Below are 13,482 nucleotides of genomic sequence, written 5' to 3'. Positions count from 1 at the left end.
TTATCATTTCCACCCCTTCAACCGCCACCCGCCGAACAGCGCCACGCTCGGATCATGCGGCACCTTCGTCGGGTCGGCCTTGCTCCAGCCGGTGACCTGGTCGAGCGCTGGCAGGCGTATCGGGCTCGGTTCCGGATACGGGTTCGTCAGGGTCGGTTCGCCGCGTTCGTTGCGGGCGGCTTCGGCTAGGTCGAAGTCTTCGCGGGCGCGGGCTTGGCGGGCTTCGTACATCGCCGACAGGCGGTAGCTGTGCGCTTCGCTCGATTCGCCGCGGCGGCGCCTGATGTGGTCGGGCTCGCACTGGAGGTGCACCGTGCGGTTGTGGAGATGGAGGAGTTGCAGCGCCTGGTTCGCGGTCATCGGCGGGATCGGCGGGGGATCGTTGTGGCGCCATGCGTCATGGTCGTGCGCGCCGGGCAGCGATCCGGCGAGCAGCGCGGACTCGACCTGTTCGTAGCCGGCCTCCAGCGCGAGCCGCATCTCGCGGGCGAAGGCGGGGCTGGCTTTGCGGCGGGCGTAGAAGGCGGAGTGGCTGAAGCCCGCCGCGGCGGCGGAGAGGCGGATGTTGGCGGTGGCGGAGAGTGCTGTGAGGAAGGCCTGCTCGGCGGCGTGGTCGAGGCGGGTCTTGATCGGGCGGCGGAGCTGGGGGCGGCCGGACGCGGTTCTTGTCGTGGTGGGGGATCCGGTCGAGGCGGCGGTGCTCTTGGCACTTCCCTCCCCCGACCCCTCCGCCGAGCGGGAGGGGAGTTTTAGGGCCGCATTGGCCATGGCCAGGCGGCGTTCCATTTTGCGGCGAAGGCGGGGTGGGCGGCGCGGCGCTTGGTGAACGTGGAGCGGTTGTAACCTAGCGTGCTGGCGGCTTCGCGGGCGTTGCCGGTACGGCGGAGGGCGGCGAGGAACGCGGCGTTCTGCGCGGCCTGGCGGCGGGTGAACCGGTCGGGGGTGAACGGGCGCGCCATTGCTAGTGGGTCTGCCTCGATATCCTACATTGCAAGGGGGCCTGTGCTTGGTGCGCGCTACCTAAGTTTGTTTCCCCGCGAAGGCGGGGATCCAGGCTGGGCTCCCGCCTTCGCGGGAGAACACGCGGCTGACGATGGGAGTCGTTAGGAAGGAATTGTTCACGCGAAGGCGCGAGGGCGCGAAGAGAAGTTAGAGAAGATTCGGGGTTCGCGCGGAGGCGCGGAGACGCGGAGGAGAAGAAGCAGGAGTCCTGTTGCCGCTGCGCGGGTTTTGGGGTATGCGCGCCGGCTTCCACCTTTGCTGTTGGAATTGCGGGAGGTTGCCGAAGGGTAGCCGCCATCACCGCTAGGCTCACATAAAGAGAGTGACATGGCTAAAAAGATTACCGGATACATCAAGCTGCAGGTTCCTGCAGGCGAGGCGAAGCCTGCGCCGCCGATCGGGCCTGCGCTGGGTCAGCGCGGCGTCAACATCATGGAGTTCTGCAAGGCGTTCAACGCCGGCACGAGCGAACTGAAGAAGGGCATGCCGATCCCGACCGTCATCACGGTCTATGCGGATCGCTCGTTCTCGTTCGAGACCAAGACGCCGCCGGCATCGTACCTGATCAAGGAGGCCGCCGGTCTCAAGTCGGGTTCCAAGGAGCCGGGCAAGGTCGTCGCTGGCAAGATCAAGCGCTCGCAGCTGAGCGAGATCGCCACGACGAAGATGAAGGACCTCAACGCCAACGATATCGACGCTGCGACCAAGATCATCGAAGGCAGCGCCCGCGCAATGGGCCTCGAAGTGGTGGAGGGCTGAGATCATGGCTAAGCTGAGCAAGAAGCAGAAGGCCAACACGGTCGATATCGTCAAGCTGCACGGCATCGACGAGGCCATCGGTCTCGCACGGTCGGGCGCCACGTCGAAGTTCGACGAGACGATCGAAGTCGCGCTGAACCTGGGTGTCGATCCGCGTCACGCCGACCAGATGGTCCGCGGCGTGGTGACTCTGCCCAAGGGCACCGGCAAGACCGTCCGCGTCGGCGTGTTCGCCCGCGGCGCGAAGGCTGAAGAAGCCACCGCGGCTGGCGCAGACGTGGTCGGCGCCGAAGACCTGATGGAAGCCATCCAGGGTGGCACGATCGATTTCGATCGCTGCATCGCGACCCCGGACATGATGGGCATCGTCGGTCGCCTCGGTAAGGTGCTGGGTCCCAAGGGCCTGATGCCGAACCCGAAGCTGGGCACGGTCACGATGAACGTCGCGCAGGCGGTCAAGGACGCCAAGGGCGGCCAGATCGAATACCGCGTCGAAAAGGCCGGCATCATCCATTCGGGCATCGGCAAGGCGTCGTTCCCGGCGGAAGACCTGCGCGCGAACTTCGACGCACTGGTCGACGCGATCGTCAAGGCCAAGCCGACCGGCGCAAAGGGCAAGTATGTCCGCAAGGTCGCGATCTCGTCGACGATGGGCGTTGGCATCAAGGTCGATACGACCGAGGTTGCTGGGGCGTAAGCCGCTCGTGATTAGCGGACGCTAATCACGAGACGGCGAACGCCCGGCCGGCGCGGCCTGGCCGCGACCGACGGGGACGGGATTTACGCCCGTCCCCGCGCTGGAATTGAAAAGGGCCGGGAGCGATCCCGGCTCTTTTTGCGTGTGACGTTGAGCGGCGTCATCGCCACCCCGTCATCCTGACGAAAGTCAGGATCCAAAGCCAAGAAGGCCGGCGTTCGTAACCCTGGGTCCTGACTTTCGTCAGGATGACGGTTGGAGGACGTGCGCCGGAACGTGCCGATTGACTCCCCCGCCAAATCCGCTAGGGCGCAGCTTCGTTCGGCGGGCTTGCGCGTCGAACTCCGTCCGAGACAGTGGGTGCACGGGGTTTGCCGGTGCTTAATCTCCCACCTAGACGGGGAATGAGATTTTGTCGGCTGCCACCGTGCGCCGCCCCTCTCCCATGCCCCATCGACGAGACACCCGGAGACGCGGGCTTGTCTGCGCCTCCGGTTAGTAACCGGGTTCACCGTGCAAATGGTGAGCCCGAAAAAACGTGGAGAATGGCATGGATCGTGATCAAAAGACCGCGGCCGTAGCCGAGCTGAACCGCACCTTTTCCGAGGTCGGCGTCGTGGTTGTCACGCGCAACCTCGGACTGACCGTCGCACAGTCCACTGTGCTGCGGAACAAGATGCGCGACGCCGGCGCGACCTACAAGGTCTCGAAGAACAAGCTTGCCAAGATCGCCATGGACGGCACCGACTACAGCTCGCTGGGCGACATGCTCACGGGTCCGGTCGGTCTGGCCAGCTCCATCGATCCCGTCGCGGCCGCCAAGGTGGTCGTGGATTTCGCGAAGACGAACGACAAGTTCGAAATCGTGGGTGGGGCGATGGGCGCGACGACCTTCGACGTCGACGGTGTGAAGGCGCTCGCAACGCTGCCCTCGCTGGACGAACTGCGTGCCAAGATCGTTGGCCTCATCGTGGCACCTGCCACGAAGCTGGCAACGATCACGCAGGCTCCGGCAGCGCAGCTCGCGCGCGTGCTTTCCGCCTACGCGGAGAAGGAAGCCGCCTGATCTTGCAGGGCTTTCGTTACCTTTTTGAACTGATGGGGCATGTGCCCCGAGATGGAGATTTATCATGGCAGACCTGAACGCACTCGTTGAGAGCCTGAGCGAACTGACCGTTCTCGAAGCAGCTGAGCTTTCGAAGCTGCTCGAAGAGAAGTGGGGCGTTTCGGCCGCAGCAGCGGTCGCAGCACCGGCAGCAGGCGGCGGCGCAGCAGCCCCGGCCGCTGAAGAGCAGACCGAATTCGACGTCATCCTGACCGGCGACGGTGGCAAGAAGATCAACGTCATCAAGGAAGTCCGTGCGATCACCGCGCTCGGCCTGACCGAAGCCAAGACGCTGGTCGAGTCGGCTCCCAAGGCCGTCAAGGAAGGCGTGTCGAAGGACGAGGCCGCCAAGATCAAGGCGCAGCTCGAAGCCGCTGGCGCGACCGTCGAGGTCAAGTAAGCCGCAGCTGGAGAGACGATTTAGCTTCGGCTAAATCGTCTCTCCAGCAAGGCCGGCCGGCGGTGCATCGCACCGACCGACGAAGCAGGGGCTTTGCCCCTGCTGGCCGCAGCTAAGACAAAGGGCGGCCCCAGCGATGGGGTCGCCCTTTTTCGTGTGCTGGATCGACACGCCCCTTCCCGGCATGTTGGAAGGATGGGTCAGACCGTCCTTGGATCGAGCACGGCGAGCTCACGCTCCACCCCCGCCCGCGTATCCAGCTCGCGAGGCCGAACGGTCCAGCCGTTCCACGTCAGCCCGGTCCTCGACCCGACGAACAACGCCGACCCGACCAGGCCGGCAAACAGTCCGACCCACAGCGAATCGAAGATCATCAGCGCCCACACGATCGGCAGCGGCTGACCCAGAGCCAGTTTGTGGTTCGCCATGTGCAGCCCCTGCGACGGCACGAAGGCGATCGCCGCAAGGACGCAGAGCAGGACGGCGGCGGGGAGGAGCGCGGTCATCGCGCGCTTTGCCGTCACCGACCGGTCTTCGAGCAATGCGCCGACCAGGTAGATCAGAATACCCGCCTGGATGACCGCCGAGACGAGCTTGAGCGGGATGCCGATCACGGGCGACAGGCCCTGCTGACCCAGCCACTGGAATGGCCACGCCAGTACGTAGCCGAGTACCAAACCACCCACGACCTTCGCCAGAACCAGCGGCGGCACCAGCAGCGTGCGACGGACGGAGCCGACGGACCAGAACCGGGCGGTCGCGAGAATGGCGATGAGGAACCCTGCAACCTTCACGTAGCCGAAATTCCAGCGCAGCGGATCGTCGGCAAGCGCACGAAACCGGTCGACCGAATCGAACATCCCCAAATGGATCTCGGCGATATGTTGCAGGAATTCCGGCACCACGGCGATCGCCAGGATCAGCGGCGCCGCCACCACCGTGCGTCCGCCGTGCCGATAGGTTTCGACCATGGCGCGCCCGACGCTTCGGAGCCTGCCAACGATCCCCGTGCCCGTCCGGCGTGTGATGTCACTGTCGGTCATGCCTCTTCCCCCTCTTGCGTGAAACTGAGTATCTCGCCCGGCTGGCAGTCGAGGACGGTGCAGAGCGCCTCGAGCGTCGAGAAACGGATCGCCTTGGCCTTGCCGGTCTTCAGGATCGACAGGTTGGCCATCGTGATGTCGACGGTCTGGGACAGCTCGGTCAGCGTCATGCCGCGGCGAGCGAGCACGGCGTCGAGCGTGACGATGACGGGCATCAGACGGTCATCGCGAGATCGTCGCGCATCGCCGCACCGAGCCGGAATACGCGGGCGAGCACGAAGATCATCACTACGCCGATCCAGCCGGTGAACGACGGCGTCCACGTCACGAAATCGACATTGATCCGGTTGAGAAAGACCGTGATCCCGCCAAGGACCAAGTCGAGCAGCTGGAGCGCGAGCAACGCCCAGCCGATCCGCTGGAGCCGGTCCGCATTCGCCGCGACGAACGGGTCGCCGACACGCACGCTTTCGACGATCGCGATCAGGCGGGTGAGGAGCTGGTGCACGGCGATTGCGGCAACGATCGAGAGAACGCCGAGCAACCGGATGATCGCAACCGTCTCCGGTACGTGGCGGCCGTGGTATTTCAGCGCGATCTGCGCGGTGAGCGCGTCGCCGAAGACGAAGGACAGGACGATCGCGACGGCGAAACCGATCGCCGACGTCCAGTTCGCCCCGTTGGCGAACCGCAGCAGTCCCCTTGCGATGCCGAGAAACCGATCCTGCATGCCACCCTCCGTTTATCGATAAACGATATGTATCGTTTATCGATAAACGTCAACGGCGATGCGCAGGGGTGTCCTAGCTGTCGAACTCGGCCGCGTGAGGGCGCGCGGCGACGCTGCTGTACATGCGCGCGGGGGCGTCGAGCCAGAACGGGGCGAGCTTGGGCGAGTCGACGCGTTCGATGCCGATCGACCAGGCGCGCGCGGTCTGTGCGTCGGCGCCGGCGGTGACGTAGCGCACATTGGCGGCGACGACGGGGACGAACATCGGGCGGTTGGCGGCGGTCATCGTGCGGATCGCCTCGCGCGAGACCGCGACGACGGTCCGCAGCGTGCGCGTCTCGCCGGGGGCCAGCGCGAACGGCGCGGCGACCGGACGGACGACGGGGGCGGCGTTGAAGACGGCAAGGTCGACGTCCTGACCGGTATGCGCGGTCAGGAGCGCGACGCCGGTGCGGATCGCCTCGGCGGGCGCGGTGCCGGTGTTGGTGACGACGAGTTCGCACTCGACGGTGGCGCTGAGCAGGTTGAGGCCGGCACGCAAGGGACGGAGATCGCAGGTTAGGCGGGCTCGGGGAGCGGCTGGCGGCGGCGATGGCGATGGCGATGGCGATGGCGGCGATGGGGGCGTTTTTGCGCGCGGTTCGAGGAATTTCGGCGCGGCGATAGCGGTCGTGGGGATCGCTGCGACGGCGGGGGCGGCGGTTGCAGCAGCCGGGGTCGTCTTGGACTCGACCGAGGAGGCGTCGGCGACGGGACGCGAAACGGGTTCGGAGGCTACAGGATCTGGCAGAGGCTCGACAAAGGTTTCGACGTCCTGATCCTGCCGACGGCCTCGAGGTTTCCGGCGGAGCGCCCAGAGTGCGGCCAGGACCACGACGATGACGGCAAGCGAGAGCCAGAGCGGCATCGCCCTGCCCGTCTCCGGCGCGGTTATCGTCGGTTGCGGGCTCGTCGCGGGCGCAGGAGTCGGTGTGGCCGCAGCAGTCGGGGCGGATTGCGGCGCGGGTTCCGGGGCATCGTTGATGCGCGGCACTTGTGCCGAGGGCGGGGCCACCGTCGCCTCTGGTGCAGATCCTGTTGCGGACGCGGGTTCGGCGGGGGTCGACGACCGCGCCGAGTCCGTCGCGCTACGGGTGGACTTTTCCGGTTCGTTGCGAGTGGCCGGGCGTTCGGCGGGCGTCTTTTCCGCGTTGGCCTTTTGCGCGGCAGGCCGACTCGCGGGGCGCTGGCTCGGCGTCGGCCGGGGCGTCGGCGTCTCGGTGGGGAGGACGATCTTCGGCGCGTCGGGGATCGGGACGGTCGCATTGGTCTGCGGCGTGGGGTTGGCGAGCCCTTCGAGTCCGCGAACGGGAGCAGTCTGCTCGGTCTGCGCCATTGCGGGGCCCGCTGACGCGAGCATCGTCATGGTGGCGAGCAGGGCGGCCAGCGCCCCGCGGTCGGTCGTCATCGTCGAAAATCCCCTGCGCGCGGTCGTCGCTGTGTTGTGGGCGGGGGAGGCTGAACGCGGGCCGACGGCAACCCGCGATGCGACGAGCCGCGCCTGGGTAGCGGTGAGACGTGGCGTGGCTACTGACGGAGGTGGCGGGTCGGGCGCCGTGCCAGGGTCGCGGATATGATTGTCTTTTTATGGAGCGAGGGGTGTCTAGGGCGACGGGTGGCGGACCTGAAACGGGGGTTTTCGCTTGCCTCCCCCTCCGTCTGGCAAGGGCTAGCCACCTTCCCCCGACGGGGGAGGATTTGGGGGAGGATTTGGGGGAGGATCGAAAGGTGCCGCGACCTTGCCCTATTCTCGACACCGGTACAGGCCATCTGGGACGCTTCCGACGATGAGATCGCCCGTGATGATGCTTCGATTTCTTCCGTTCTGCGCGCTGGCTGCGGCGCTCGTGCCGTTGGCCGCGCCGACGCTAGCTGGAGCCGATCCGGCGCCGTTCGACCTGACCGGGCCGACCCTCCGCGTCGGCGTGACGCATGGGACGACGACGCTGCCGATCGCGCAGGTGCCAAAGCTCGCGACCGGCGACCGCGTGTCGATCGCGGCGGATCTGCCGACCGGCAGGAAGGACGATGGCGCGCGCTATCTGCTGGTGGCGGCGTTTTTACGCGGCGCGACCGAGCCGCCGCCGAAATCATGGTTCTTCAAAGCCGAGACGTGGAAAGAGAAGAAGAACGCGCTCGCGTTGAAGGTGCCGGAGGGCGCGCGCCAATTGGTCGTGTTCCTGGTGCCCGAAAGCGGCGGGTTCGATGCGGTCGTGTCCGCGGTGCGCAAGCAACCGGGCGCCTTTGTTCGCGCCGTACAGGATCTGGATCAGGCGTCGCTCGATCGGGCGCGGCTCGATGCGTTTCTCGACGGGATCCATGCGCTGGAGCGGACCCGGCCGGAGCGGATCGAGGCGGTGTCGCCGCTGTTGTCGCGGAGCCTCGCGATCAAGCTGAAGGCCGAGTGCCTCGATCTCGCGGCGGATCTGCAAGCGTCCTGCCTGACGCAAAGCCGTGATTCGCTGGTGCTGGCGGATGGGCAGAGTTCGACGCTGGCGGATACGCTGGTGGGAGCGCCGACCGATCTGGCACTGCAACTGAGCGCGACGCCGGAGGGCGGGCTTGGCTATTACAGCCCGTATATTGGCGTGGTGCGCGATCTGGCGAAGATCTTCGGCGCGTTCCAGTCGACGCAGTTCCGGTATATTCCGGCGTTGGCGCGGGCGCATGACGATCGGCTGGCACTGCTGCTGAACGCGGCGCCGTCGTTTGCGAGTCCGAAATCGGTGATGGTGGTGGCGATGCCGGTGATCGAGACGGGCGCGCCGCAGACCCCGACGATGCGGCGGGCGGAGGCGGACCGGCTGGTCTGTGCGGCCCGGCCGGATCTGGTGCTGCCGGTCGAGGGCGCGCCGCTGATCTATGCGACGAAATTCGCGCACGACATGATGCTACGCGTGACGACGCCGCAGGGTGGCGTGGTCGAGCTGCCGGTGCAGGCGGACGCCGAGCGGGGCGGCTATGTGCTCGATCAGGTCGGGATGCGGACGGCCGGGCTTGGCACCGTGACCGACGCGACACTGCATGGCCGCTGGGGCTTCACGCCGTTCGACGGGCCGCGGTTTCGTCTCCAGGTGCCGCGGGCCGGTGGGTGGACGATGGTCGATACCGATCCCGAGAGCTTGGTCGTCGGGCGCGACAATGCGGTGGCGCTGGCGGGGCCGACGCCGAGCTGCGTCGAGGCGGTGACGCTGGTCGGCGAGGCGGGGCCGATACCGTTGGCGTGGACCACCACGGCGGATCGGATCGCGCTGACCCTGCCGCTCGCGAAGACCGCGCCGGGGAAGTTGTCGCTGCTGGTGAAGCAATATGGGGTCGAGGCGCCGGACAAGATCGCGCTGACCGCGCTCGCCGAGGCGGGGCGGATCGACGGCCTGACGCTGTATGCGGGCGATGCGGCGGGGACGCTGGCGGGAACGCGGCTGGACCTGGTTTCGGCGCTGAGCATCGACGGCGTGGCGTTCAAGCCGGGCGAAGTCGTGCGGGCCGACAAGGTGGATCGGCTGGAACTGGTTGCGGACCAGCCGCCGGCGTTCGTGGCGGGCCAGGCGAAGACGGCGCTGGTCACGTTGACGGATGGGCGGAAGCGGTCGGTGAAGTTCGTTGTCGCGGCGGCGCGGCCGAAGGCGACGCTGATCGCCAAGAGCGTGGTCGCCCCGCCCTCGCCCGGGCTTCCCGTCGTGCTGGCGGGGGATACGGCGGTGTCGCAGGATGCCCGGCTGACATTTTCGTTGCGTGCCGAGGGTACGCGCTTTTCCGCCGGGGACAGCGTCGAGATCGCGACGGCGGATGGGAAGATGACCACGAGCGTTGCGTCGGGGCGCGGGTTGACCGTGCAGGACGATCGGATCGCGGTGGTGACGGTCGAGCCCGGCAAGGCGCTTGGGGTTTCGGCGCATGGACCGATCAAGTGGCGGCTGGTGCAGGGCGGAGTCGCGGGGGACTGGGTACCGCTGACGACTCTGGTGCGGGTGCCGGGTGTTACCGGGGTGACCTGCACAGAGGCTTGCACGCTGGCGGGAACGGACCTGTTCCTGATCGAGTCGGTGGCGGCGAGTGCTGGGTTTGCGGAGGCGGCGCAGGTGCCGGAGGGGTTTACCGGGGCTTCGTTTGCGGTGCCGAAACCGGTTGGGGGTATGCTGTATCTGCGGTTGCGGGATGATCCGGGGATTGTGGCGACGGTTGCGGTGAAGAGCTAGCGGCCGTCCTGCGATCCTCCCCCGCCAAGGGGAGGATTGCGGATGGTTGGGCCCTGCCCCGCCCCGTCGTCGGTTACGGGATAAGCCGGTCCGCCCGGAGTTGCTCGAACAGGTCGAAGAACGCATCGTCCGTCGGCTGGTATTCCTTGAAGCCCAGGCGGCGGCTCTTGCTCATGTCGGTCACCACCTCGATCGGGCGGCCGAGATCGGCGTCGGTGTGCCAGGGGGATGCGAGGCGGGACAGGTCGGCCTCGGCGAGGCCTTCGCGGGCGGCGATCTCGCGCCAGATGCCGGCGTCATCCTTCATCTGTTCCTCGAGCGTCAGCACGGTGCCGTCGAACGGCGCGGGCTCGATCCCGAACCAGTCTGCGATCCGGCCCCACATCCAGCTCCAGCGGAAGACGTCGCCATTGACGACGTTGAACGCCTCGTTGCGGGCAGCCGGCGTGGTCGCGGCCCATAACAGATGGTCGGCGAGCAGGCTGGCGCTGGTCATGTCGGTGAGGCCGTTCCACTGCGCGGCCGAGCCGGGAAAGCGGAACGGGCGACCCGTCTCGCGGCACAGCGTCGCGTAGACCGCGAGCGTGGTGCCCATGTTCATCGCGTTGCCGACCGCCTTGCCGATGATCGTGTGCGGGCGGTGGACGCTCCAGCCGAAGCCATCGCGCTCCGCCGCCTCGAACACCGCGTCCTCCTGCGCATAGTAGAAATTCTCGACGTCGAGGCGTCCCTGCTCCTCGCGGAACGGAGTCTGCGGGAGCGTGCCCTTCCCGTACGCCTCGAACGGGCCGAGATAATGCTTGAGGCCGGTGACGAGCGCGACGTGGCGGACGCTGCCGCCGGGGCTGAGCGCGCCGAGCAGATTGCGGACCATCGCGCCGTTGACGCGGATGTTCTCCGCCTCGCTGTCCTGGCGCGACCAGGTGGCGATGAACACCGCATCGGCCCTGACGCCGGACAATGCCGCCTCCAGGCTGGCCGGATCCTGCAAGTCGGCCGCGACCGGTTGTACGCCGTCCTGTTCGGTCGGCCGCCGCGCGAGGCCGTAGACCGCCCAGCCCGCCTTCACCAATGCCGCCGCGGTCGCGCTGCCGACGATCCCGCTCGTACCCACTACCAATGCCGTTCCGGCCATGTGCAATTCCCGTAACTCGTGATGAACCCGTCACAGCCCGAACGCGCGGAATTTCGGATGGGGCCCATGACGGCCCGTTTGCGGTGGCGGCAGGCGGGCACTTGTCGCTATGGGGCGCGGATGACCGCATCGGATCTCCAGAGCCTGTTCGTCACCAACCTCGTCCGGCATAACAGCGGAGATCGGCGGCGGTGGCGGCTGATCGTCGGCGACGTCCGGGTGTATAGCCTCGCGACGCATGCGCATTGCAACTGGGCGGTGACGCCGTCGGGCAGCGCGAGCGAAGTCGACGCGGTCGAGCGGCTGGCGGACCGGCTCCGCGAGGATCACCCCATCATCACCGCCGGCTGACGGCATCTTACATACGCCGGCTGACGGCATCTCACATACGCCGGCTGACGGCTTTCATTTCTCAGGAGTAGACCATGGCGAAGCAATATTGGGCGCAGATCATCGAGCTCGACGAGGAGATGACGCCGGCGACGATTCCCGGGGCGACCGACCACGAAGATGCGGCGGATTCGCTGGTGGCGGATTTCGTCGGCGCGATGGGCGGCGAGATCACCTCGGGCGCGGTTCGCGTCTGGGTGCAGGGCGGTGTCGAGAAGGTGTATGACTGGAAGGCCGACTTCACGATGCCCGACATGGACGAGATGGGCGACGAGGACGAGATGGAGGTCGAGGGCGAGATCGAGCTGACCGAGCGGGTTTAAGCTCAGCCTCCACTGTTCCCCCGCGGCGGCGGGGGTCCAGGGTTGCGAGCGTTGTCCTGTAAAATCCTGGGCTCCCGCCTTCGCGGGAGAACAGTGAAGGACATTACGGCACTGTCTGACCCGCGGGCGCCAGTTCGTGCCATTCGTGGCCGTCGTGCGCCAACAGCGCGTCCGCCTCCGCCGGGCCGAGCGTGCCGGCCTCGTACAGTTCCGGCATGCTCTTGTCGGTCGCCCATAGATCGAGGAACGGCTGCACCGCGGCCCAGCCGGCCTCGATCGCGTCGGCGCGCTGGAACAGGGTCTGGTCACCAGCGAACAGGTCGTAGATCAGCGACTCGTAGCCGGTCAGGTGGCCGATATCGAATGCGTCGGCATAGCGGAAATCGAGCGCTATCGGCGCGGTCGCCACTTCCAGGCCGGGCCGCTTGATGTTGATGTCCATGCTCAGCCCCTCGTCGGGCTGAATCTGGATGATCAGGCGGTTGGGCGGGAGCATGTCGGCCGCGGCATGCGGGAACGACGCGAACGGCACCGGCTTGAAGGTGATCGCGATCTCGGTGTCGCGGCATGTCATCGCCTTGCCGGTGCGCAGGTAGAATGGCACGCCCCCCCAGCGCCACGTGTCGACCATCAGCTTCAGCGCGACATAGGTCTCGGTATGGCTGTCCGGCGCGACGTCGGCGGTAGCGGTGTAGGCGGGGACGTCATGGTCCAGCACCTTGCCGGCCGTGTACGCGCCGCGGACGCAGTTGCGCTTTGCCTGCGCCGGCGAATAGGCGCGGACCGCCTTCAGTACCTTGCCCTTCTCGTTGCGGATGGCTTCCGCATCGAAGCTCGCCGGCGGCTCCATCGCCACCATCGCGAGCAGTTGGAAGAGGTGGTTCGGCACCATGTCGCGCAACGCGCCGGTCGAATCGTAGAATTTGCCGCGCGTGCCGACGTCGACCGTTTCGGCCGCAGTAATCTGGACGTGCGCGATGCAGTCGGAATTCCAGACCCGCTCGATCATCATGTTCGCGAACCGCGCCGTCATGATGTTCTGGACCGTTTCCTTGCCGAGGAAATGATCGAGGCGGTAGACCTGTGCCTCGGACACCTTGTCGAGGATACGTGCGTTGAGATCGCGGGCGGAGGCGAGATCATGCCCGAACGGCTTCTCGATCGCGATGCGACGGAACGCCTGCGGGGCCTCCGCCATAAGTCCGTGATCCGCGAGCTTGTCGACGATCTCCCCGAAGAACTTGGCCGGCACCGCGAAGTAGAACGCGACGTTGCCGCTCACCTTGGCCTTGAGCTGTTCGTAGACGTCGTCCTTGGTGAAATCGCCCTGGACGTAGCCGACGCGCCCCTTGAGCCGTGCCCAGGCGTCGCCCTTCTTGCCCGCGCCCTCGCCACCCTTCGCGTCGAAGCTGCCGAGCGCGTCGCGGAGCGACTGGTCGTTACCCTCGTCGATGCCGACGCCGAGCACGGAGAAATCGTCGCCGACCAGACCCAGCCGGGTCATGTTGATCAGCGCGGGCATCAGCAGCCGACGGGTGAGATCGCCGAACGCCCCGAAAATCACGAGCGTCGTGGGCGGCGCGGGCTTCACGGACTTGCTCATGAATTCGCCTCGGACATGCATCGACCCTTTCTGCGGGAGTTCTGTGTAGGGGTGGGT

The 13,482-nt window shown here is 66.8% G+C and carries 15 protein-coding genes; 7 read left to right on the top strand and 8 right to left on the bottom strand.

The features are described from left to right. Positions 1 to 3: 3 nt before the first annotated feature. On the bottom strand, positions 4 to 768 hold the full coding sequence (locus EQZ23_RS10435) for a hypothetical protein (protein WP_128454344.1): 765 nt from the start codon (positions 766 to 768) through the stop codon (positions 4 to 6). After that, the gene (locus EQZ23_RS10430) at positions 750 to 959 is read right to left on the bottom strand and encodes a hypothetical protein (protein ID WP_128454343.1); all 210 of its coding nucleotides are present in this window, start codon (positions 957 to 959) and stop codon (positions 750 to 752) included. The genes EQZ23_RS10435 and EQZ23_RS10430 overlap by 19 nt, the downstream gene beginning before the upstream one ends. 370 nt (positions 960 to 1,329) lie before the next feature. Between EQZ23_RS10430 and rplK the strand changes: the two genes are divergently transcribed. The 4 genes from rplK to rplL all read left to right on the top strand — a co-directional run bounded on the left by rplK (position 1,330) and on the right by rplL (position 3,963). Then, positions 1,330 to 1,761, top strand: a complete 432-nt coding sequence (gene rplK / locus EQZ23_RS10425; RefSeq protein WP_031392847.1) for a 50S ribosomal protein L11 — start codon at positions 1,330 to 1,332, stop codon at positions 1,759 to 1,761. 4 nt (positions 1,762 to 1,765) lie between these two features. Continuing rightward, complete coding sequence (gene rplA, locus EQZ23_RS10420) at positions 1,766 to 2,458, top strand: 50S ribosomal protein L1 (protein WP_128454342.1); 693 nt, start codon at positions 1,766 to 1,768, stop codon at positions 2,456 to 2,458. Between the two features lie 550 nt (positions 2,459 to 3,008). Then, complete coding sequence (rplJ, locus tag EQZ23_RS10415) at positions 3,009 to 3,524, top strand: 50S ribosomal protein L10 (protein WP_128454341.1); 516 nt, start codon at positions 3,009 to 3,011, stop codon at positions 3,522 to 3,524. Between the two features lie 64 nt (positions 3,525 to 3,588). Then, positions 3,589 to 3,963, top strand: coding sequence for a 50S ribosomal protein L7/L12 (gene rplL / locus EQZ23_RS10410; protein WP_056047577.1), 375 nt, complete (start codon positions 3,589 to 3,591; stop codon positions 3,961 to 3,963). A gap of 200 nt (positions 3,964 to 4,163) precedes the next feature. On the opposite strand, the gene EQZ23_RS10405 is transcribed toward rplL, so the two are convergent. From EQZ23_RS10405 to EQZ23_RS20260, 4 genes are all read right to left on the bottom strand, one after another. Next, positions 4,164 to 5,006: a hypothetical protein gene (locus EQZ23_RS10405; protein WP_128454340.1), complete on the bottom strand. Its 843-nt coding sequence runs from the start codon at positions 5,004 to 5,006 to the stop codon at positions 4,164 to 4,166. Next, the gene (locus EQZ23_RS10400; protein ID WP_128454339.1) at positions 5,003 to 5,221 is read right to left on the bottom strand and encodes a helix-turn-helix transcriptional regulator; all 219 of its coding nucleotides are present in this window, start codon (positions 5,219 to 5,221) and stop codon (positions 5,003 to 5,005) included. Before EQZ23_RS10400 ends, EQZ23_RS10405 begins: the two co-directional genes overlap by 4 nt. Continuing rightward, positions 5,221 to 5,736, bottom strand: coding sequence for a DUF2975 domain-containing protein (locus tag EQZ23_RS10395; protein ID WP_128454338.1), 516 nt, complete (start codon positions 5,734 to 5,736; stop codon positions 5,221 to 5,223). The genes EQZ23_RS10400 and EQZ23_RS10395 overlap by 1 nt, the downstream gene beginning before the upstream one ends. Before the next feature lie 73 nt (positions 5,737 to 5,809). Further along, entirely contained in the window at positions 5,810 to 7,183 is a 1,374-nt protein-coding gene (locus EQZ23_RS20260) for a hypothetical protein (RefSeq protein WP_240663483.1), read from the bottom strand. A 397-nt stretch (positions 7,184 to 7,580) separates the two neighbouring features. Here EQZ23_RS20260 and EQZ23_RS10385 point away from each other — a divergent pair, with 397 nt between their 5' ends. Further along, on the top strand, positions 7,581 to 9,974 hold the full coding sequence (locus EQZ23_RS10385; protein WP_240663481.1) for a hypothetical protein: 2,394 nt from the start codon (positions 7,581 to 7,583) through the stop codon (positions 9,972 to 9,974). Positions 9,975 to 10,047: 73 nt separating this feature from the next. Here the strand turns inward: EQZ23_RS10385 and EQZ23_RS10380 are convergent, their stop codons facing one another. Continuing rightward, positions 10,048 to 11,109 (bottom strand): SDR family oxidoreductase, encoded by a 1,062-nt coding sequence (locus tag EQZ23_RS10380; protein WP_128454337.1) that lies wholly within the window; start codon positions 11,107 to 11,109, stop codon positions 10,048 to 10,050. 120 nt (positions 11,110 to 11,229) lie between these two features. Here EQZ23_RS10380 and EQZ23_RS10375 point away from each other — a divergent pair, with 120 nt between their 5' ends. Both EQZ23_RS10375 and EQZ23_RS10370 read left to right on the top strand, forming a co-directional pair. Then, positions 11,230 to 11,460 carry a hypothetical protein gene (locus tag EQZ23_RS10375; RefSeq protein WP_128454336.1) on the top strand — a complete coding sequence of 77 codons (231 nt, stop codon included), beginning with the start codon at positions 11,230 to 11,232 and terminating at the stop codon, positions 11,458 to 11,460. Positions 11,461 to 11,534: 74 nt separating this feature from the next. Further along, positions 11,535 to 11,822: a hypothetical protein gene (locus EQZ23_RS10370; RefSeq protein WP_128454335.1), complete on the top strand. Its 288-nt coding sequence runs from the start codon at positions 11,535 to 11,537 to the stop codon at positions 11,820 to 11,822. Between the two features lie 103 nt (positions 11,823 to 11,925). Here the strand turns inward: EQZ23_RS10370 and zwf are convergent, their stop codons facing one another. After that, positions 11,926 to 13,425 (bottom strand): glucose-6-phosphate dehydrogenase, encoded by a 1,500-nt coding sequence (zwf, locus tag EQZ23_RS10365; protein ID WP_128454334.1) that lies wholly within the window; start codon positions 13,423 to 13,425, stop codon positions 11,926 to 11,928. Between the last annotated feature and the right edge of the window lie 57 nt (positions 13,426 to 13,482).

The organism is Sphingomonas sp. UV9, assembly GCF_004101245.1.
Lineage (GTDB): Bacteria > Pseudomonadota > Alphaproteobacteria > Sphingomonadales > Sphingomonadaceae > Sphingomonas.
The sequence above is the reverse complement of the archived record's forward strand: the minus strand, read 5'-3'. Positions and strand labels throughout refer to the sequence as shown.